The organism is Thalassospira sp. A3_1 (assembly GCF_017744215.1).
GTDB classification, from domain to species: domain Bacteria; phylum Pseudomonadota; class Alphaproteobacteria; order Rhodospirillales; family Thalassospiraceae; genus Thalassospira; species Thalassospira lucentensis_A.
The window spans coordinates 84,400-104,903 of sequence record NZ_JAGHQQ010000005.1; the positions used below are offsets into that span (position 1 = coordinate 84,400).

At 55.4% G+C, this 20,504-nt stretch carries 21 protein-coding genes and 1 tRNA gene; 6 read left to right on the forward strand and 16 right to left on the reverse strand.

The annotated features are described in order from the left end of the window. Positions 1–90 precede the first annotated feature (90 nt). Both J7395_RS18495 and J7395_RS18500 read left to right on the forward strand, forming a co-directional pair. Positions 91–1,152 carry a DMT family transporter gene (locus tag J7395_RS18495; protein WP_209223085.1) on the forward strand — a complete coding sequence of 354 codons (1,062 nt, stop codon included), beginning with the start codon at positions 91–93 and terminating at the stop codon, positions 1,150–1,152. A gap of 1,136 nt (positions 1,153–2,288) precedes the next feature. Next, the gene (locus J7395_RS18500) at positions 2,289–2,765 is read left to right on the forward strand and encodes a hypothetical protein (RefSeq protein ID WP_209223087.1); all 477 of its coding nucleotides are present in this window, start codon (positions 2,289–2,291) and stop codon (positions 2,763–2,765) included. A gap of 60 nt (positions 2,766–2,825) precedes the next feature. On the opposite strand, the gene J7395_RS18505 is transcribed toward J7395_RS18500, so the two are convergent. Then, the gene (locus J7395_RS18505; protein ID WP_209223089.1) at positions 2,826–3,722 is read right to left on the reverse strand and encodes an SDR family oxidoreductase; all 897 of its coding nucleotides are present in this window, start codon (positions 3,720–3,722) and stop codon (positions 2,826–2,828) included. Between the two features lie 122 nt (positions 3,723–3,844). On the opposite strand from J7395_RS18505, the gene J7395_RS18510 reads away from it, so the two are divergent. The 3 genes from J7395_RS18510 (at position 3,845) to J7395_RS18520 (ending at position 6,590) form a co-directional block, all read left to right on the forward strand. Then, positions 3,845–4,801 carry an AraC family transcriptional regulator gene (locus J7395_RS18510; protein ID WP_209223091.1) on the forward strand — a complete coding sequence of 319 codons (957 nt, stop codon included), beginning with the start codon at positions 3,845–3,847 and terminating at the stop codon, positions 4,799–4,801. 359 nt (positions 4,802–5,160) lie between these two features. Next, complete coding sequence (locus J7395_RS18515) at positions 5,161–5,583, forward strand: hypothetical protein (RefSeq protein WP_209223093.1); 423 nt, start codon at positions 5,161–5,163, stop codon at positions 5,581–5,583. Then, positions 5,580–6,590, forward strand: coding sequence for a hypothetical protein (locus J7395_RS18520; RefSeq protein ID WP_209223095.1), 1,011 nt, complete (start codon positions 5,580–5,582; stop codon positions 6,588–6,590). Before J7395_RS18515 ends, J7395_RS18520 begins: the two co-directional genes overlap by 4 nt. A gap of 399 nt (positions 6,591–6,989) precedes the next feature. Here the strand turns inward: J7395_RS18520 and J7395_RS18525 are convergent, their stop codons facing one another. The 15 genes from J7395_RS18525 to cysE form a co-directional block, all read right to left on the reverse strand. Then, positions 6,990–7,691 carry a DUF3800 domain-containing protein gene (locus tag J7395_RS18525; RefSeq protein WP_209223097.1) on the reverse strand — a complete coding sequence of 234 codons (702 nt, stop codon included), beginning with the start codon at positions 7,689–7,691 and terminating at the stop codon, positions 6,990–6,992. 490 nt (positions 7,692–8,181) lie between these two features. Then, a tRNA-Met gene (locus J7395_RS18530) sits at positions 8,182–8,258 on the reverse strand. A 215-nt stretch (positions 8,259–8,473) separates the two neighbouring features. Further along, positions 8,474–8,863, reverse strand: a complete 390-nt coding sequence (locus J7395_RS18535; protein ID WP_209223099.1) for a hypothetical protein — start codon at positions 8,861–8,863, stop codon at positions 8,474–8,476. Between the two features lie 362 nt (positions 8,864–9,225). Beyond that, entirely contained in the window at positions 9,226–10,374 is a 1,149-nt protein-coding gene (gene mnmA / locus J7395_RS18540; protein WP_209223101.1) for a tRNA 2-thiouridine(34) synthase MnmA, read from the reverse strand. Positions 10,375–10,664: 290 nt separating this feature from the next. Then, positions 10,665–11,363: a thiaminase II gene (gene tenA, locus J7395_RS18545; protein ID WP_209223103.1), complete on the reverse strand. Its 699-nt coding sequence runs from the start codon at positions 11,361–11,363 to the stop codon at positions 10,665–10,667. A 147-nt stretch (positions 11,364–11,510) separates the two neighbouring features. After that, on the reverse strand, positions 11,511–11,708 hold the full coding sequence (gene iscX / locus J7395_RS18550; protein WP_007091921.1) for a Fe-S cluster assembly protein IscX: 198 nt from the start codon (positions 11,706–11,708) through the stop codon (positions 11,511–11,513). 37 nt (positions 11,709–11,745) lie between these two features. Continuing rightward, the gene (locus tag J7395_RS18555) at positions 11,746–12,081 is read right to left on the reverse strand and encodes a ferredoxin family 2Fe-2S iron-sulfur cluster binding protein (protein WP_062952122.1); all 336 of its coding nucleotides are present in this window, start codon (positions 12,079–12,081) and stop codon (positions 11,746–11,748) included. 114 nt (positions 12,082–12,195) lie between these two features. Further along, positions 12,196–14,097: a Fe-S protein assembly chaperone HscA gene (gene hscA, locus J7395_RS18560; protein WP_209223105.1), complete on the reverse strand. Its 1,902-nt coding sequence runs from the start codon at positions 14,095–14,097 to the stop codon at positions 12,196–12,198. 26 nt (positions 14,098–14,123) lie between these two features. Next, positions 14,124–14,768, reverse strand: a complete 645-nt coding sequence (hscB, locus tag J7395_RS18565; protein ID WP_209223107.1) for a Fe-S protein assembly co-chaperone HscB — start codon at positions 14,766–14,768, stop codon at positions 14,124–14,126. A 179-nt stretch (positions 14,769–14,947) separates the two neighbouring features. After that, the gene (locus tag J7395_RS18570; RefSeq protein WP_062952119.1) at positions 14,948–15,289 is read right to left on the reverse strand and encodes an iron-sulfur cluster assembly accessory protein; all 342 of its coding nucleotides are present in this window, start codon (positions 15,287–15,289) and stop codon (positions 14,948–14,950) included. A 44-nt stretch (positions 15,290–15,333) separates the two neighbouring features. After that, positions 15,334–15,738, reverse strand: a complete 405-nt coding sequence (gene iscU, locus J7395_RS18575) for a Fe-S cluster assembly scaffold IscU (protein WP_007091926.1) — start codon at positions 15,736–15,738, stop codon at positions 15,334–15,336. Positions 15,739–15,797: 59 nt separating this feature from the next. Further along, a complete protein-coding gene (locus tag J7395_RS18580; protein ID WP_209223109.1) occupies positions 15,798–17,021 on the reverse strand; it encodes an IscS subfamily cysteine desulfurase in 1,224 nt (407 codons plus the stop codon). Between the two features lie 27 nt (positions 17,022–17,048). Then, complete coding sequence (locus tag J7395_RS18585) at positions 17,049–18,179, reverse strand: cysteine desulfurase family protein (RefSeq protein ID WP_209223111.1); 1,131 nt, start codon at positions 18,177–18,179, stop codon at positions 17,049–17,051. Positions 18,180–18,237: 58 nt separating this feature from the next. Beyond that, positions 18,238–18,720 carry an Rrf2 family transcriptional regulator gene (locus J7395_RS18590; RefSeq protein ID WP_062952116.1) on the reverse strand — a complete coding sequence of 161 codons (483 nt, stop codon included), beginning with the start codon at positions 18,718–18,720 and terminating at the stop codon, positions 18,238–18,240. 135 nt (positions 18,721–18,855) lie between these two features. Beyond that, entirely contained in the window at positions 18,856–19,584 is a 729-nt protein-coding gene (gene cysE / locus J7395_RS18595) for a serine O-acetyltransferase (protein ID WP_082832728.1), read from the reverse strand. 245 nt (positions 19,585–19,829) lie between these two features. Here cysE and J7395_RS18600 point away from each other — a divergent pair, with 245 nt between their 5' ends. After that, complete coding sequence (locus tag J7395_RS18600) at positions 19,830–20,468, forward strand: alpha/beta hydrolase (protein ID WP_209223113.1); 639 nt, start codon at positions 19,830–19,832, stop codon at positions 20,466–20,468. Positions 20,469–20,504: the final 36 nt, after the last annotated feature.

Here is a 20,504-nt window from a genome sequence, read left to right on the forward strand (position 1 = left end):
CGGTGTTGATGTCCGAATCTGGCGAGCCAGCCACGCCAACACGCTTTAAGATCCATTCCGTCACCACCACATTTCAGACGGATCATGGATATGAGCACGGATACCTGGATTGCCCTTTACTCGGAACAGGAACGCAACCGCACACTTGCAAGGCGCATTCCGGCAGGCCCGAAAGCACCCCGACCAGAACCGGGAAAAATCAGCCAGAGCCATGACCCATCCCCGCGCATGGATGGGCGGAGCTGGTTGATGCTGATTGTGCTTTCGGTGCTGTGGGGCGGGTCGTTTTTCTTTACCGAAATCGCGCTTGTCGATTTGCCGCCCTTTACCCTTGTTCTGGGGCGGGTGGCAATTGCCGCGATGATCCTGTGGTGGGTGGTCCTGTTGCGCCATATCGTGATCCCGCATGACCCGAAAATATGGCTGGGATTTCTTGTCATGGGGGCGCTTAACAATCTGATCCCCTTTTGCCTTATCGTCTGGGGACAGACCCATATTGCAAGCAGTCTGGCGGCAATCCTGAATGCGACGACACCGCTTTTCACCCTGATCATCGCCCATCTGACGACCGATAATGAAAGGCTGTCCCGGCGCAAGGTGATTGGCGTTCTGACCGGTTTTGTTGGCGTTATTATCGTCATCGGCCTGCCCGATGCCGTGGAAGCCCGCATAAGCAATATGACAAACATCGCCGCACTCGCGCCATTTGCGGTGCTTCTGGCCGCGGTCTCTTATGGGTGTGCGGGCGTGTTTGGCCGACGCTTCAAAAACAGCCCGCCGATCCTCACGGCCGCAGGCCAAACCAGCGCATCGAGCCTGATGCTGATCCCGCTTTGTATCCTTATCGATACCCCCTGGAACCTGCCGTTTCCCAAAACCGAAACCATCCTTGCCGTGCTGGGCATCGCGGCATTTAGCACGGCGCTGGCCTATATCCTGTATTTCCAGCTTCTGAAACGTGCGGGGGCCAGCAACCTTCTGCTCGTCACCTTCCTGATCCCGGTCAGCGCGATTTTGCTGGGCGTACTGTTTCTTGGCGAAACGCTGGCGCTACGCCAGATAGGCGGGATGGTGGTGATCGGATTGGGGCTTGCGGTGATTGATGGGCGGTTGATCGGGCGCAAAGGGAACCCGCGAAAGGTTTCGGCTTAGCCAAGCCGCCTATAAAGTTTCCCGAAAAAGTTCTTGATTTGTTCTTTTATTTATGTCATAAGAGAAAAGTCAACGGGAGAAATCCACCCGGACCGAAACCCGCGAGGCCTTGTGCCTCGCGGGTTTTTGCGTTTGGGGCTGGATGAAAGAGGTGATCAGGATGCAGGGACAAAGACGCAGAGCGGGTGGCGGGGCGACCCGCAGGATGTTGATTGGCGGATGGCGGAACCATTACGGCGGCGTTCTGCCCTAGGATTAAGGGGGCTAACCCGGTCATTTGTCATGACGGGAGAGGTGCGTCTTTTTGGCAAGGGAGCGTTAAATTCGCCGGGAGCGGCGGCAATGGCAGCATGGGCAGCGGCGAGCAACAGTGAGTTGCGGCCCGCCGACGGTGGACCAGTCGGGGCCGTATGCCCGAAGTCCGTCTGCGGGCCAAACTGGCGAAGGCCCGAGATGTGTCCGGGCTTCACCGGTTACCGGAAATGTCACCAAGGCCGGAAGGATGGCCATGGCAGCAGCAAGCCATGGCCCGTCGAAGATGGACAGGGCTGACAAGTGTGAGGACCTTGCGCCCGAAAACCGTTTGTTGGTGAGTTTGGCGCAAGCCCGAGGTTTGTCTGAACGCCGGAGTGGCAGGTTGTTGTCGTGGCCGGAAGGTGAGCAACGTGGGCCGGGAGGCCGATGGTGCTCCATTGGAGAGGTTGGTGAAGGCCTGAGGTTTGCCTGAGCACCGGAGAGGCAGGTTGCCGCCACCGCCCGAAAGTGAGCGACGTAGCCGAGAACCCGATAGCCGTCCGTCGGCGAGGTTGGCAATGGCCCTTGGTCTGTTCGGGCGTCGGGGATTGCGGCAAGGCGGGTTGGGGGCCGGTTTTGGGCGGCGTGGTGCGCCCTGCCCCTTCGGGGTCGTTTGCCGATCTGCCTTTGGTGACCCTGCCGCCGAATGGGCGCATCGAAAATGATCAGCACGAAGCCAGCCTGTGCGGGCCATCGAACCGATGATGCCAGAAGCAGACAATCCCGGCCGGGCGGCTTTCTGGTGCTGTGCGGCACCCTCCTGCCACCCGACCCTCATCACAAGCCAGTTTCAACACCGTCTTTGCCGATGAAAATAAATGTTACCGACAAAGAGGCGACAAATGAAATTCAAAACAGATGACGATGCACATAGTTTTGACATCTCACCAGAAGGTGCAGGTCTGGAAGGAATATATGATGGCGACAGCACGCAGAAATCATCGCTTGAATTCACCAATACCCTGCCAACAAGCGACGGTGAATTCAGCAAAGTTCCCAGCGGATGGATTGCACAGGACGGCTATATGACAACCAACCCCAAACAACAGGGACTTGGTTATATGATGTCATTTGCCGGCGCGACCATGGCCGCGCAAGGCGGTATCGAAAATGTGTTTGTGTCTTCCGGCAGTGTGGACGGCGGCGGACAGGCCGTTATTGCCGCACTGGGTGGTGCAAAATACGACCTTTCCGTCACCATGCAGGACGGCAAGACTGAAATCTTTGGCGGTTATGCGATCCCGGTCGCCAGCATGCTGGAAAAATCCACAGCAGGCTGGAAGGCAAAGGGCTGGGTGATCACGGACGACACGCTTTAATCGACCAATCCCAGATATTTCAGCCCCGGGCAGCTCAAGCTGACCGGGGCGACATCATCCTTACTGGTCGAAATAACACTCCTGATCGATATCGGCGAGCAATCCGGCTTCTGTCGGGGACCAATCCAACTGCCGACGCGTGATGTCGCTTGCCGCCGGGCAATCGAGTTTGGCGAAATGGGTGAACCAGCCGAAATGATCGGCGGCGGCGTCGGGGGTTTTGGATACGGTCGGCACACCCAGCCGTTTGCCAATCACCCCGGCGATCTCGCGAAAGGCGATGCCGGTTTCGGCGACCGGGTGATAGACGGCACCCGGCATCGCGACCTCTACCGCGCGGACATAGGCGTGTGCGGCGTCAAAGCGATGCACGGCGGGCCAGACATTACCGCCATCGCCGATATAGGCCGAAACGCCGGTTTCGCGGGCCTTGGCAATCAGGATCGGCACAAAGCCATGATCGCCCTTTCCATGCACCGATGGCGGCAGGCGCATGAGCGAAACGTTAAGCCCCTGCCCGACAAGCTCGGCAACGGCGCGTTCGGTCGCGACACGCGGCATGGCGTTTGGTCCGAAATCGGGCACGTCCTGCTCCGTCACCTGCATCCCACCGGCCAGAAGCCCGAGGCCAGAGGTCACGACAAGCGGCTTTTGCGTGCCCGCAATCGCATCGCCAAGGGCGGCGATGACCTCCGCATCCTCGGCACAGCTTTGGGCGTAGCGCGAAAAATCGTGATTGAACGCCGTGTGAATGATCCCGTCAGCCTCACGCGCCCCGGCGCGCAGGCTTTGGCGATCATCAAGATCACCGCGATGCACCGCCGCCCCGGCCGCCAAAAGCGCATTTGCCGACACATCGGACCGCGCCAGCCCCAAAACCTCATACCCGGCCGCGATCAGTTCGCGCACGACCGCCGATCCGACAAAGCCACTCGCCCCGGTTACAAAAATACGCAATTCCGTTCTCCACTTCACATTGCACATGATCAATGGCCGGAACGATATGCGATGGCGATTGGACGATCCATGCGCTATGATCCATATTACTTTTGCAATCGTCCAGAAAAGGCCCCCACCCCATGGATCCGCTTTCCGATATCCTGTCGCTGCTCAAGCCACGCAATTACATGTCGGCCGGGTTTGATGCCGCCGGTCCCTGGGCGATCCGCTTTGCCGATCAGGCCAATACCATCAAATGCGGCACCATCGTTTCCGGGCAATGCTATGTCAGCGTCGAAGACCTTGCGGGTCCCGTGCTGTTGACGGCGGGAAATTCCTTTGTCCTGCCGCGCGGGCGGACCTTCTTTCTGGCAAGCGATCCTGAATGCCCGCCGGTTGATGCGCCGCTGATCTTTGCCAAGGCCCAAAGCGGCGGGATCGTTCAGCATAATGGCGGCGGCGAATGCTTTATCGTCAGCAGCCGCTTTGCCCTTTCGGGGCCGCATGCCGACATGCTGCTGGCTTCCCTGCCGCCGGTTGTGCGGATTGAAAATGATCAGGATGAGGCGAGCCTGCGCTGGTCGGTCGAACGGATGATGCAGGAACTAAGCAACCCCCAGCCGGGCGGTTTTCTGGTGCTGCAACATCTGGCCCATACGGTGCTGGTGCAGGCCCTTCGGCTGCATCTGAGCAATGCGCAAGTCAGCGGTCAAAGTGACCGGGCTGCCCCAACCAGCCCAAATATCCCCAATGGCCCTGACATCCCCGACTGGTTCGCGGCGCTATCGGATAAGCAGATCGCAACCGCAATTGCCTGCATCCATGGGGACCCTGCCCATCCCTGGACGCTCAAGGAACTGGCCCGCCATGCGGGCATGTCACGCTCGGCTTTTGCCGCCCGGTTCCGCGATGTTGTTGCCGTCCCGCCGATGGCCTATCTGACCCGCTGGCGGATGCTGCTGGCGGGGGATCGCCTGACCCATTCGGGATTGCCGATTTCGGAAATTGCACTGTCGGTGGGGTATGAGTCTGAAAGTGCGTTCAGTACGGCTTTCAAGCGGGTGATGGGGTGTGCGCCGAGGAGGTTTGGGCGGTAGGGTGTTTGAGGTTTGGTCACAAAGACGATGACGCGATTGCGGAATTTTCTTCCCGGATTTTCCAAACTGCATCAGTGCAACATCAAGCATGACAGAACTTATGAGATGGGCTTCAAAGCCCGGATCCTGCACATCGATAGCGCACGAGAAAGGCATGGTTTCTGGCTTTTTGTTAGGTGCGGCACGAAAGGTTCGTGAAAGTAAATTCGTACCTTGTGCACTCCTTTTTCGATCCAATGGCTCCCCCGTCACAACCGGCCCGACAAAAAAGACACCAGAGATTGCAACAAGATTAAAATAATGCAATATAAACGTGAATTAACAAAAACTCATGCTGCGTCTATGGAGATCATTCCTTCATGAACTCAAATATTCGTTTCAAAGAATTCCTTCCAGAGTCATGTCCTCCAGCTACCGCTACGCCACCAGAACCTGAAAAGGTTATTAGGCTAGTCAGCCATCAAGGCTCTTTAACAGAGAAAGACTTTGCTTCTTACGCTGCGATCAACGAGCAAGGAAAACCAAACAATCTTTGCCCTTGCAGATGGGCCTCTTGTTCTGTATTCAGCGGACCCGAGAAAATTCATGCTGCTAGAGCAGTCGCTCGACTACCCAAATTTAGAAAACGAAATTTACGTTATGCCGCCTATCTTGAGCTCAACAATGATAGCGGTGTTTACGAACGCAGCCCTAACGGCAGTGCACATTGCGACTTATGGATGTATGAGCACTTCAACCCTATCGCAAATACTAATGATCCAATTGAGGATCTACTGAAATGAAAGCCCGGATCACCAAAGAGCTTCTAAATATTGATGGCCCTCAGATCGTTCTTCTTTCTGGGAGCGCCAATAGGCGTTTTATCGGGGTTGCTGTCGATTATCCAAACATGGAATACCCATTTTTTTGCTGCTCGGTTCACCAAGCAGATTGGATAAATTATATTGAAAATAAAGCTGACCTTCGCTTTTTATACGAAGCCGCAAAGGGCAGAAGTTATTATTTATTTGATTGGAATAAATGCAACGATGGTGAAGCGAATCTAAAAAAAGCTTCGCTGGACGACGTAGAAGACGAATCCCTATGGCCAGATCATGGTTTTTTCGCGTCGTATCATACTGTCGAAGTGAAAATATCTAATATCCAAAATGAAACAGAGCAAGATTTCTATATAGATGGGAAATGGGAACCAAACGAGTTTTCAAGCTTGTATGCAAAACTTGCCGATGTGTATGCATTAAGCTTCGTGCAGTCCCAGCTTTTATCGCCAAACACCAATCAATCGATAAAATCGTCTATTGAGGACGCTGTGGCTGACCGTATGTTCAAGGGCGGCGGTAGCTACATAGGTTTTTATGGAGATCTATCCAAACGTGTCTCTGGACAAAGTCAATTGACGGTTAACAAAATCCAATACGCATCGCCCGGCGTTATTAATATCCGAGGGAACAGCGATATTTTCGATCTAATGAAGGAAATCATAGCTGAATTTGAAGATAATTTTTCTACATGCCGAGATCTATACGGAAAAATTGACTCTGCTCTTTCTAAATTAAGACTGAAACGGCAATCTAGAAGTTCATCATTCCCATCCAAACAAATTGAAGATGATATGTTTGGCAAAGCAACAGAACTCTTAAAGGCGATAGGGTTTAAGAACACTCAAGAGCTTTACGTCGCGTGCAAAGGAGACGCTCTTGTTTATACAAAACTCTCTCTTTCAGTTTTTCGACGGGTGAATGGAATTCATAAATTCAGAGCACAGGGCAGACTAAGAATAGAAGATTAGACCTTTTAAAATCAAAAAGCGCCTAATTTTCTCCTTTTGAAGAGACTTGAGGAATGAACTTCATGATTCTTCTTAGAAGAAAATTCCACCAACTTATAAATAAACCCAATAGTAGCAACGTCTCTGACAAGATAGGTACTTCGCTTCCTAATGAACCGGTTGTTTTTTTGGGCAACACCGGTCCAAGGATGCCCCTCCCAAAAACGCCATGCGGGCAGGTCCCGCCCGGCGTTTGCAGCCTGATTCCATAATGTTATTGCTGTGGCTATTTGATCCGTTTGCGGAAGCTGTGAGAAAATTGCTAGACTGCACATTAAATAGTATGAAATCGCGTCAAGAGTTATAAATTATTTCACTTTCCTACAAAGACAGCCTTCTTAAATACTCATGCAATTTTCACTACTCTCTCACATATAACCCGTGCTGAACCCCACCTTCAGAGTCAAAGCAATCTTTAATCACATCAAAAAACTGATTGTCGTTGTGCTCGTATCGACGAAAAAGAGCATATGCGATCAAATCTGCCAGTTGAATTAGCCTAGAAGCCTTTGAATCTAAAAATAGCGGAACTTCAGCATAGTTCCGTGTTATTCCCCAAGTGTGCCCAGAGTACTTAAAATCTCTGGCTAAAGTCTGAATTCTTTGCTCAGTGGAAGATTTATCGAAGACCATAATCCCGCGCTGCGGGTCATTATGTTTCGTGTATAAACGCTGCAAAAACATATCGAAGCGGCTAGCAACCTGCTCGAATGCATGTATCACAGGGTCTTCATTAATTAATTCGGCCTTTTTCACTACTGCGCCAAACAAGCGAACACCTCTGCCATATTCCTTCTCGACTCCTTCATGCAAAGCATCTTTAATGGCCTGCAATCTATCGGGAAGCGGGTGTGCCTTCCAACCTTCTCGTCCTGAACGCATAGGCGAACCATGTAGTTCCACCTCATGCGGAGCTATAGAGTTAAACCTAACAGCAATCGAATTTAAACTCTGCTCAATCCAATGAGCTTTTCTCTCAAAAACGGCCACGCCAGCCAAAACGAAATATTTTTGAGATGGATCGGCGACCGAACCAGATTCATCAACATAAAAGAGATGCATAACAACCCTCAAAAATACTAGGCGTTAAAACTAAAAAGGCTGCCCTAAGGCAGCCTAAGAAGGTAAGCCGAGCAAGGAACTCCTTGAAGCACTGCATATTGGTCAGCGCACTCGACTTGTCGTATTATTTAATACTGCAAGCAAAGACCGTCAAGCGTTTCCTGTGGATAAATTTGTGGAAAATTTGGACAATTAAACGAAAGATCCACTACCGGTGGATATTTGGGTGTTATTCCACCTATCGGCAACCAATCCCCTTCAGGCAGAGCCTTTAGTATGGGTTTTTAATTGGTAGCCGAGGAGGGAATTGTAAAAACCAGCCTTTGGGCTGCTTTTTATCCTTGGGCTTTGCCCTGCGGACCGTTGCGCGTTTCGCGCAACGTCTCTCGAAAGCTGCGTGCCTCGCTTTCTCGCGAACCAGGGGGTTAAAGCCCTCTCCGAGGGTGCCAATTAAAAAACCCGCCAGGCTTTGCCTGACGGGTTTTTTAATTGGTAGCCGAGGAGGGACTTGAACCCCCGACACGCGGATTATGATTCCGCTGCTCTAACCAGCTGAGCTACTCGGCCGCAGAGTATGTATAGGGTATCTATTCTGCGGGTTCCGTAAGCGCCGGAACGGGGCGGTTTTTACGTCAGGGAACCGCCCCCGTCAAGCGCCTTTTTGACGTTTGGCGGAAAAAAGATATCCACAAAACCGTTCGGTAACCCTTTCATAAACCCATCCATAAACTTGGGGGCGAACCCTTCCCGTCCCTATCCCCACCCGCAGCAGGAAACGATTGTCAGTCAGGGGTGCCATAGGCCTGATAATAATGCTCTTTCCGGCGGGTCGCGTCGTAATCAAGATAAACCGCAAGCGCGATCATATAGATCGCCACCACCAGATGGAAGAACAGGGCAAAGGAGGTTTCAAGCCAAGCATAGGTCGGGGGTACGGAAATGCCCGGCACCATTCGCACAACCGTCACCGCAAGATATCCCCAGCCGATCAGATGAGACAGACGGCGTTTCCAGCGGCGCGGCACAATCGCGTGCCGGGCGGCGCGAAAGATGCTTGTCACCATAAACAGCAGAACGGCAATCTGCAGAAGCGAGGCATAGGCATAATCGAGCCCACCGTCCTGCCAGAGATGTGCCGCTGGCAACCAGGGCACAGGGTCGGTGCGTTGCACATACTGTCCCGCAACCCGAAAACCGTACAGGCCGGTCAGCAAGGCCATAAATGAAATATAACACCACCGGATCATGTCCACCCCCGTCAGACATTCCGTGGCCCACCTGCATGCGCAAAGCACGTCGCATATTTTTATGATCGGGGTTACCCGAATATTGTTGCGCACATCATAGCACAGTCGGGAACGCGAAAGAATCTTAATTACCGCAACGCAAAAGAAAAGGCCGGGATGGATCAGAGCCGTCATTCCGGGCGACGCGGCGCGCAGGCCCGGAATCCATATCCCATTGGAACAGAATGGATTCCCGCTTTCGCGGGAATGACGATCTGATTGGAAATGCGTCGTCAGCAGCCTGATGATCAGGCCGCCGTCGGGGCATGAGCCGCCAGAAGTTCCTGACGGGTGATCCAGCCGCCGCCCATCACCCGGTCACCGGCATAGAAAACACCCGCCTGCCCCGGTGCGATGCCAAACTGCGGGTCGTGCAGTTCGATGCGGGCAGCACCCGCGCCTTCGGGGTAGATGGTGGCCGGGGCCGGTGCCATGGCGGAGCGCAGTTTGACCTCGACCTCGACCCCGTTCGGGTCAATCGCGTCACCATCAAGCCAGTTCAGTTCCTTGACATAGACCATCTGGATCGCAAGCGCCGATTTCGGGCCGACCACGACCTGCCGGGTTTCGGGCAGGAGTTTGACGACATAAAGCGGTTCGGCCGTGCCACCGATGTTCAGACCGCGCCGCTGGCCGATGGTGTAATGGATCAGACCGCGATGATCGCCCAGCACATTGCCATCAAGATCAACGATCTGGCCCGGTTCACCGGCTTCGGGGCGGAGCTTTTCGACCAGACGGGCATATTTGCCATCCGGGACAAAGCAGATATCCTGACTGTCGGGCTTGTCGGCGACTTCAAGGCCGAATTTGGCGGCAAGCGCACGGGTTTCAGCCTTGCTCATCAGATGGCCAAGCGGGAAGCGCAGGAAATCGAGCTGTTCCTGGGTGGTGGTGAACAGGAAATAGCTTTGATCGCGATTGGGATCGGCCGCACGGTGCAGTTCGGCATGGCCGTTGGCACCCAGTTTACGCTGCACGTAATGACCCGTCGCCATGCAATCGGCGCCAAGGTCATGTGCGGTTTCCAGCAGATCGCGGAATTTGACCGTCTGATTGCATTTCACGCACGGGATCGGGGTTTCGCCGCGCATATAGCTGTCGGCAAAATCATCGATCACTTCTTCGCGGAAGCGTGATTCGTAATCGAGCACGTAATAGGGAATGTCGATATCCTCGGCCACCTTGCGCGCATCATAGATATCGCGCCCGGCACAGCAGGATTTGGCGCGTGACGGCGCATTCGCCCCCATATCGTAAAGCTGAAGGGTAATGCCGACCACGTCATAGCCTTCGGACTTCAGAAGGGCCGCAACGGCGGAGCTATCGACCCCGCCCGACATGGCAACAACCACGCGGGTATCTTTTGGGGCTTTGTCAAAGCCAAGAGAGTTCATTTTTCCCACCCATCCGCGGGTCAAGGCCGCGGCGACAAGAAGTTGATGTAAAATAGCGGCAGACCGAGACCAGTATCGGCATCCGATCCATGATCCCTGCCCCGCGTCATTCCCGCGAAGGCGGGAATCCAGCCTTACCCGGTATGCCGCGACGTGCGGCAAGATGGATTCCGGGTCTGCGCTTCGCTTCGCCCGGAATGACGGGAAGAGCAAAGCGGGTAGAGATCAACAAACCGGGCGGTTTTAACCAGCCCAGAAAGCATGTTCGCACTCATATAAGGCATCTGCGCCTATTTTGCCAGATCAAGCCCCATCTGCCAGAAATCGGCTTCAAGGCGGCTTGCCCTGGCGAAGATTTCCGTGAGGCCCGCAATCCGTGCATCCCCCCCGCGGGTTTGCGCGGTATGTTCCAGAAGATCGATTTCGGCCTTTGCCACGTCCTGGAATTCGGTCGAGGCATACATCTCGATCCAGGGGCGGTACGGATTTCCGTCGAGCCTTGTATCAGAACTTGCCATCAGGCGGTTTGCGATTTCGGCATAGCCAACCATACAGGGCATCAGGGCGACCTGAAGATCAACCACATCGCCCCGCGCACCGCAATCGAGCACATAGCGGGTATAGGTGATGCAGGCGCGTGCCTCTGACTCCGCCACGATGTCGGCCTCTGACAGGCCCCAGCCTTTGCAGAAATCGAGATGCAGGCTCATTTCCATATCAAGGATCGCATGCACGGTGCCGGAAAACTGGCGCATGGCACGCAGATCATCGGCCTTGTAGGTTGCGAGTGCATAGGCACGCGCGAACTGGATCAGGAACAGGTAATCCTGAATGAGGTAGTGCTTAAAGGCGGCTTCGGGCAGGGTTCCATTGCCAAGCTGCTTGACGAAGTCGTGGCAGACATAGCTTTGCCATGCATCGGGGGCATTGGTGCGAAGACGGCCAAACAGGCTTTGGGCCGGGATGATGTCGGTGAAGGTGTCGGTCATGGTTGTCAAAGCCCCTGCCCGTGATGGTGTGCAGATAAGGTATGGATAGAACAAAGCCAGCCTGCGGAAGGGTCCGGGCTGGCTTGTATCGATGCGGGTTCTGCTGTCTGGATTCCCGCCTTCGCGGGAATGACGTGTTAGCAGGTCCTAATCGTCGCGTTCATCGATCCATGCCATCTGGATGGCTTCGAGGATCTTCTCGTTTGATTTCGCGGGATCGTCGTCGAAGCCGTCAAGCTCACAGATCCATTTATGCAGATCGGTGTAACGCAGATTGACGTTATCCTTGTCGGGATGGGCTTCTTCAAGCTCGATCGCGATATCCTGAATATCTGTCCAGCGCATGGGTGTCCCCCTTTGGGCTTGGGCGGAAATTTCGATGTTACTTGTCGACCATCATGTTGCGCGTGGCAGACGGCAGCATGACGCGAAGCCCGTCGAGCTCGTCGCTCATGATGATCTGGCAGCCAAGGCGCGAGGTTTCGGTCAGGCCGAATGCGAGGTCAAGCATGTCTTCCTCGTCTTCGCTTGGCTCGTCAAGTTTGTCAAACCAGCTATCGTCAACAACGACATGGCAGGTCGAACACGCCAGCGATCCTTCGCAGGCACCTTCAAGGTCGATGCCATTCTTGTGGGCAGCTTCCAGAACGGACAGACCGTCGGCAACGTCAAATTCCTTTTCGGTGCCATCGGGTTCAACAAAAACGATCTTAGGCATCTGTGCCTTTCTCCTCGGTAATACTTTTTTCGTTCGATCTCTGGTCCGACCTGACCTTGGCGGTTGCACGGGACAATCGCCGCAGTTGGCCGGTTTGTCAATTATGTCTGGCCCCTAATTAACCTGATCGACATTGCGACCGGCAAGGGCCTGACGGATACGGGCGTCCATACGGGCCTCGGCAAAGGGCCGCGATGCGTCTTCAAGCGCCTCGGCCTGTTCGTTGATAAGGTCGCGATCCTCGCCCGACATGGCGGCTTCGAGTTTGGCAATCGCGCCTGCGATATTGTCTTCGTCCTCTGGCGTCAGAAGGGCACGGTCAGCATTCATTGCGGCCTGCACGGCAAGCACATTGCGGCGTGCCTCGACCCGGGCTTCGGTCAGGAGGCGCATTTCCATATCCTCGCGGGCATGGACCATGCTTTCGCGCAGCATGTTGGCCATATCAAGCTCGTTAATCCCATAGGTCGGCTTGACGGCGACTTCCTGTTCGGTGCCGGTGGTTTCCTCGCGCGCCGATACGGTCAGAAGGCCGTCGGCATCGACATTGAAGGTTACCTTGATGCGTGCAGCGCCAGCCGCCATTGACGGAATGCCGGTCAGGGCAAAGCGCGCAAGCGAGCGGCATTGATCGACCATTTCGCGTTCGCCCTGCACCACATGGATCATCATGGCCGACTGGCCATCCTGATAGGTGGTGAATTCCTGTGCCTTGGCGACCGGGATCGGGGTATTGCGGTCAATGACCTTTTCGACAATCCCGCCCATGGTTTCAAGACCGAGCGACAAGGGCGTGACATCCAGCAGAAGGTTGTCAGAGCCGCCCGTCAGAGCCTCTGCCTGAAGGGCAGCGCCAAGGGCAACGACTTCGTCCGGATCGATATCGGAAAGCGGGTCCTGCTCAAACAGATCGGCCACGGCACGGCGGACGGCAGGCACACGGGTCGAGCCGCCGACCAGCACCACGCCCTTGACGTCATCAGCCATGACATCGGCGTCATCAAGGACCTGTTCGGTGATCGCAATCGTGCGCGATACCAGTTTGGCAATCATCGCATCAAACGCGGCACGGGTGACCGTATGGGTCGTGTCAGAACCGCCGAGCGAGACGGTGACGCTGGTTTCATCGGCATCGGTAAGCGCCTCTTTGACCTTGCGCGCGGTTTTAAGCAGGCGTTTGGCATCCGACGCATCGAGATCATCGGTGGTGCCGCCACTTTTACGTTCGGCCAGAAGATGTTCGGCAATGGCGTGATCGAAATCATCACCGCCAAGGGCCGCATCGCCGCCGGTAGCCTTCACCTGGAAGACGCCCTTTTGCATTTTAAGCAGGGAAATATCGAACGTGCCGCCGCCAAGGTCGTAAACGGCATAAAGACCTTCTGCGCCGTTATCGAGGCCATAGGCAAGGGCGGCCGCGGTTGGCTCGTTCACCAGACGCAGGACTTCGATCCCGGCCAGACGGGCGGCGTCCTTGGTCGCGGTGCGCGCACCATCATCGAAATAGGCCGGAACGGTGATGACCGCCTTTTCAACCGGCTTGCCAAGGCTTTCCTCGGCCCGTGCGCGCAATGCACGCAGGATATCGGCGGAAACCTCCACCGGGGTCAGGACGCGGTCACCGACATTAAGTCGCACCATCATCGGTTCACCCGATTTTGAGGCGTCCTCGGCCGGGACTTCGACATGATAGGGCAGCGTACCGGCGATGGATTTGACATCGGCAATGCCGCGCCCCATCAGGCGTTTGACCGACGAGACGACGCGATCCGCATTATCGTTGATCTGATCACGGGCGGCCTCGCCCACCACCGGATCGGCACCCGCGCCATAATAGACCACGGATGGCACGATGGCATTGCCACCGGATGTATCGCGGAGCACTTCGGGTTTTTCATCGTTCGAGATCGCGACGACGGAGTTTGTCGTGCCCAGATCGATGCCAACGGCAAGCTGGCGTTCATCTTCGTGGGGCAGCGGCGTCTGGCCCGGTTCGTGGATCTTTAGCAAAGCCATGAATTCTATCCGTTCTTTTTAAATGATCAGGCGGCGGCAAGACGCGATTTCTTCGCGCGCGCTTCCTCGGTCATTTTCATCAGGTATCTAAGCCGGGTTGTCAGTTTTTTGGCCCGGTCATATGCGTTCTGGTCGAGCGCCTCGGCAACGTCCTTTTCACACGCGCGGGCGGCCTTGCGGGTATCCTTGATCATGGCGTCGACCGCATTGCGATCATCGGCATCATGCAGAGCTTCGCGCATTTCCATGGCTTCCATCAGAAGCTCCGGATCGTTGACCGTGTGCCCCTCGCCACCTTCGGGTTCGTGACCCGCCAGACGCATAAGATATTCCGCACGTGCGACCGGGTTTTTAAGGGTTTCGAACGCACCATTAAGGGTTGCCGCCTGCTGTGACGACAGGGCCTGCTCGCGGGCAGATTTTGATGCGAAGCGGTCGGGATGGAGCAACTGCTGCTGCTTGAGATAGGTCGCCTCTATCGCATCGACATCGATGATGAAGGTGCGTTCCAGGCCAAAGCGCGTGAAATGGTCAAGCTGGCCGGGGGGCTGGATGGCATTGCAGGTATCGCAAAACAGGGCTGATGCCTCGACCGGGCCCTTGCAGGACCAGCAGACTTTATGCTGCGGCTGTTCTGCGGTGCGCGTTTCTGAGGTACCGGTATTGCTCACGCTATGCACTTTCGAGATTTAAAAACAAACGACAAAACGAATAAAGACGGACGTCAGATGCCGGAAAATAAGGCCAAAAATAACAGCGACCGCCCTTTTGTCAGTCGATGGCCCCGACGATATCGGTTGATATCACCGGGGCCATGACAGTCAGAAAGCAGGGAAAACCCGGCGGGCCGTCAGACGTGGAAGGATTCCCCGCAGCCGCAACGCCCCTTTTCATTGGGGTTACGGAACACGAAACCTTCTTCCATCTTGTTGACCTCGTAATCCATCTCGGTGCCAAGCACGAACATGATGGCTTTTGGGTCAATCAGAAGCTTCACGCCATCCTCCAGCTCGACGACTTCTTCGAAGCCCGATGCATCATCTGCATATTCAAGCGTGTAGGACAGACCCGAGCACCCTTTGCTGCGCACGCCAAGGCGGATGCCTTCGGACGGTTTGCCGCGGCTATCAAGTAACGCCTTGATATGAACAAGCGCCTCCGGGGTGACACTGATCGGGGACGGTAATGCCATAGTCTTCTCCTGAATTCCCGAAAACGACGGGGTCGTGAAGCTGCTTATTCAGCAGCTTCGACTTCGCCCTGACCGTTTTTGGTTTTGTAGTCGGCGATCGCTGCCTTGATGGCATCTTCTGCCAGGATCGAGCAGTGAATCTTCACCGGCGGCAAAGCCAGTTCTTCGGCGATCTGCGAGTTCTTGATCGAACCGGCTTCGTCAAGCGACTTGCCCTTGACCCATTCGGTGATCAGCGAGCTTGACGCAATGGCCGAACCGCAACCGAACGTCTTGAACTTTGCATCTTCGATGATCCCGTCTGCGGTCACCTTGATCTGCAATTTCATGACGTCGCCACAGGCCGGTGCGCCGACCAGACCGGTCCCGACAGACGTTTCGTTCTTGTCCATCGAACCGACATTGCGCGGGTTTTCGTAATGGTCGATCAGCTTTTCACTATAAGCCATGGTAAAAGTCCTCCTAAAAGTCCTGTTTCTCTCTCACGAGAAGGAATAGTTCGTTACGCTTAGTGTTCAGCCCACTCGATCGACTTGATGTCGATGCCTTCCTGGGCCATTTCCCAAAGCGGGCTCATTTCACGCAGACGTTCGACAGCGACACAGATCGAGTCAATCGCCTGATCAAGCTCTTCGCGGGTGGTATAGCGACCGATGCCGATACGAAGCGAGGTATGGGCGAGTTCTTCGTCAACACCCAGCGCACGCAGAACGTATGACGGCTCAAGCGACGCCGAGGTACATGCCGAACCCGACGAGACCGCAATGTTCTTGATGTCCATCAGAAGGCTTTCGCCTTCGACATAGGCAAAGGAAACATTGAGGTTGCCGGCAACGCGCTGCGTTTCATCACCGTTCAGGTAGATGTCGGCAAGGCGGTCACGGAAACGCTTCATGGTGTAGTCACGCAGTTCCATGATGCGGGCATTTTCTTCGGCCATTTCGTTCATGGCGATGTCGCAGGCCTTGCCCAGACCAACGATCAGCGGGGTCGGCAGCGTACCGGAACGCATGCCGCGTTCCTGACCACCACCAGTGATCTGTGCGATGACGCGAACACGCGGACGACGGCGGACATAAAGCGCACCAATGCCTTTCGGGCCATAAATCTTGTGGCCGGAAATCGACATCAGGTCGATTTTCATCTCGTCAACGTCGAGCGGAATCTTGCCAACCGCCTGCGCGCAATCGGTGTGGAAGAACACACCACGCTCGCGGCAGATTTCGCCGATTTCCTTCAGCGGCTGGATCACGCCGATTTCGTTGTTCACCGCCATGACGGACACAATCGCGGTTTCGTCGGTGATCGCGGTTTTAAGCTGTTCAAGGTCGATCAGGCCGTTATCCTTGACGCCAAGATAGGTAACTTTGAAACCTTCCTGTTCAAGGTGACGGGCACTGTCGAGCACGCATTTATGCTCGGTCACGACCGTGATCAGGTGCGGCTTTTTCTTGCCGTAGAACTTCATCACGCCTTTGAGCGCAAGGTTGTTCGATTCAGTCGCACCCGAGGTGAAAATGATCTCTTTGGACGAGGCGCCAATGATCTTGGCGACCTGGTCACGTGCGACCTCGACCGCATCTTCCGCTTCCCAGCCAAAGCTGTGGTTGCGCGAATGCGGGTTACCGAACTTCTCGGTGAAGTACGGCAGCATGGTTTCCACCACGCGCGGATCGGTCGGCGTCGTTGCCTGGTAATCCAGATAGATCGGCTTTGCTTTAAGCTCGTTCATAGTTAAGGCTTCCTCACTCACTCTTTGTCAGGCAGCGTGGCGCGCACTTTTCTTACGCACTGCATTGCCCCGCATCCGGCTCCAAACGCGGATAAATGTATCAATCTCGTCATTGGTGGTTTCCAGTCCCAGACTGACCCTTATGGCCGATCCGGCATCGGTAACCCCCATTTCCTTCAATACGTGGCTTTCACGTACCTTGCCTGATGAACAGGCTGATCCCGAACTGATCGCAATCCCTGCAAGATCCATGGCCATCACCTGGGTTTCCCCCGGCATGCCCGGCAGGATCAGGCAACTGGTATTGACCAGTCGATCCGTTCCTTTTCCGGCGATCAGAAGTTCGGGGGCTTCTGATGCCAAAACCGTTTCCAGACGATCACGCAGATCGCGGATATCGTCCATTTTCGACCGGGTGGTTTCGCACCGTTCGGCCGCGGCACCAAAGCCCGCGATCCCGATGGTATTTTCCGTGCCACCCCGTCGGTATTTTTCCTGCCCGCCGCCGCGGATTTGCGGCACCAGCATCACACCGGGCGCGATTGCCAGCGCACCAACCCCTTTGGGGCCGCCGATCTTGTGGGCCGAAATCGATATCATATCGACCAGAAGCTGGCCCATATCGACCGGCATGCGGCCCAATGCCTGAACGGCATCGCAATGGACCTTTGCACCATATTCACGCGCCAGCAGGCCGACTTTGGCCACCGGCTGAATGACGCCGGTTTCATTGTTGGCCAGCATCACCGAAACCAGAACCTTTTGCCCGGCATCCGATGCCGCACGCAGCATGGTTTCAAGGACGGCCAGATCAATGACGCCATTGGCATCAACCGGAATGCGTTTCGCATCAGACCGTGCCTCGATCACCGAGGGATGTTCGACCGCACTGGTAAATACGGTGACATCCTCAAGCCCGTTCAGGGCCAGATTGTTGGCCTCGGTACCGCCGCTTGTGAAAATCACGCGTTCGGCGTCACCACCAACCAGATCGGCGATCCGGCGACGGGCATGATCGACAATCTTGCGTGCCGCACGGCCGGATGCATGAACCGATGACGGGTTACCCGCGACTTCCATCGCCGCATGCATTGCCTGCCGTGCTTCGTGGCACAGCGGCGCGCTTGCGTTGTAATCAAGGTAAACCGGGTTGGTCATCAGTTTAAAATCATCCTTATTCGCATTCTCTTATTCTGCCCTCGATATAGAGGACAAGTTACTGGGCTGCAACCTGGCTCGGCTCTTTGATTTTCGTGGTCCGCGGTTCAAACATCCGGGTCGATCCGGAAACACGGCGATCCACAACGTCGGCCAGGCTGACAGAGGCCAGATAAAGATAAATCTGGTTGCCAAGTTCTTCCCACAATTCATGGGTCAGACACCGGCCCTGATTGGATTTGCAGCCCTTTGGCGATCCCGATTTGCACCGGGTTGCGCGGATCGGCTCGTCCACGGCGAGGATCACATCGGCAATCCGGGTATCCTCGGCGGTGCGGGCCAGCAGATAACCGCCACCCGGACCACGCACGGAACGGACAAGCCCGCCTTTGCGCAATTTGCCAAAAAGCTGTTCCAGATAGGACAGGGATATTTCCTGACGGTCCGCAATATCGGCAAGCGCGACCGGCCGGTCCCTGCTGCTATCAGCGAGATCGACCATCGCCATCACGGCATAGCGGCCTTTTGTACTCAGCTTCACGGTTCGTCCTCCTACCTGTCGATCAAGACCCGAACTGTCGGGAAATGATCACAAGCTCTGTATTTCCTTTATGGGCGATCAACATGTCGATTTGATGCCCCTGTCTTTACCCGCCCGATTTCAGGCGGGCCAAAATTACTCGGATGCCGCGACAATCCGCGGCTTTGCCGGTTTATCCGCACCGGCAGCAGCGCCTGCCTTGTCGGCTTCGAGGGCGGCAACCTGATTGCGCAGCGTCTGGACTTCGCGGCCCAGTTCTTCAAGAGCGCGGGCAACCGGATCGGGCAGATCGCCCAGCGGCGTGCCATAGGCACAGAAACGATCATCTTTTTCCCGACGCACGATGCGGGCGGGGATACCGACCACGGTCGCACCTTCGGGGACTTCGGACAGCACGACGGCGTTGCCACCAACACGCGCATTCTTGCGGACAATGAACGGACCAAGGATCTGCGCGCCAGAGCCGACAATCACACCATCTTCAAGGGTCGGGTGACGTTTCAGCCCGCGCTGGCCGTCACTGTTCACACTTGGCGATGTCCCGCCAAGGGTTACCCCCTGATAAAGCGTCACATCATCGCCGATCTCGGCGGTTTCACCAATCACGACCCCCATGCCGTGGTCGATGAAGAAGCGTTTGCCGATAGTCGCACCGGGGTGAATTTCGATCCCGGTCAGCCAGCGCAAAATCTGTGACAGGAAGCGTGCGGTTAAACGAAAACCGCGCTTCCACAGCCAGTTTGTGCCACGATATCCCATGATTGCATGAAACGCCGGATAGCTGATCACGACTTCCCAGCGGGAACGCGCCGCAGGATCACGGGCGATCATCGCGTCTATTTCCTGACGAATTAGCTTGAACATCGGGCTATCCACTGTGTAATTAGTAGCTTCGATTCCCGGCAGCCGACATCGTTGCCCGCTTGCGCGAACCGCGCAAAACGGACAGCAATGATGCCATCGGGTTAGCCGGAATATAGGATAACCGAGTAACCTGGTCAAGTATTTGCCCAAAGCAATTTATGCACAAAAACGAAAAAACCTACAAAAATACTCGGATATATTCTTCACTCACCCCATTCCATTCGTGGACAGGAGCAGTCTGATCCATGCCTGAGGTCATTTTTAACGGCCCCGAAGGCCGCCTTGAAGGTCGCTATCACCACAATGGCGCAGACGATTCGCCCATTGCGCTTATTCTTCATCCGCACCCCCAGCAGGGCGGCACGATGAACAACAAGCTGTGCTTTAACATGTTCAACATGTTCAAGGATCGCGGCTATTCGGTCATGCGTTTCAATTTCCGCGGTGTCGGACGCTCGCAGGGCGTTTATGACCAGGGGATCGGCGAATTGTCGGATGCGGCATCCGCACTTGACTGGATGCAGACCTATAACGCCAATGCCCGCGCAACCTGGGTTGCCGGTTATTCGTTCGGTTCGTGGATCGGCATGCAGCTTTTGATGCGCCGCCCGGAAATCGACGGCTTTATTTCGGTCGCGGCCCCGGCCAGTGAATATGACTTCACCTTCCTGGCCCCCTGCCCGTCATCCGGGATCATGATCCACGGGTCGCACGACACCAACATTCCGCTGTCCTCGGTCAACAAGCTTGCCGACAAGCTGAACGCCCAGAAAGGCATCGAAATTGATATGTGCACCCTCGAAGGTGCCGATCATTACTTTGCCAAGCAGCAGGACGAAGTGATCAAGAAAACGGTCGCCTATCTGGACAAGCGCAACGCGTAATCGCGCAACGCCAGCCAAAAAGACCAAAGGCCGCCT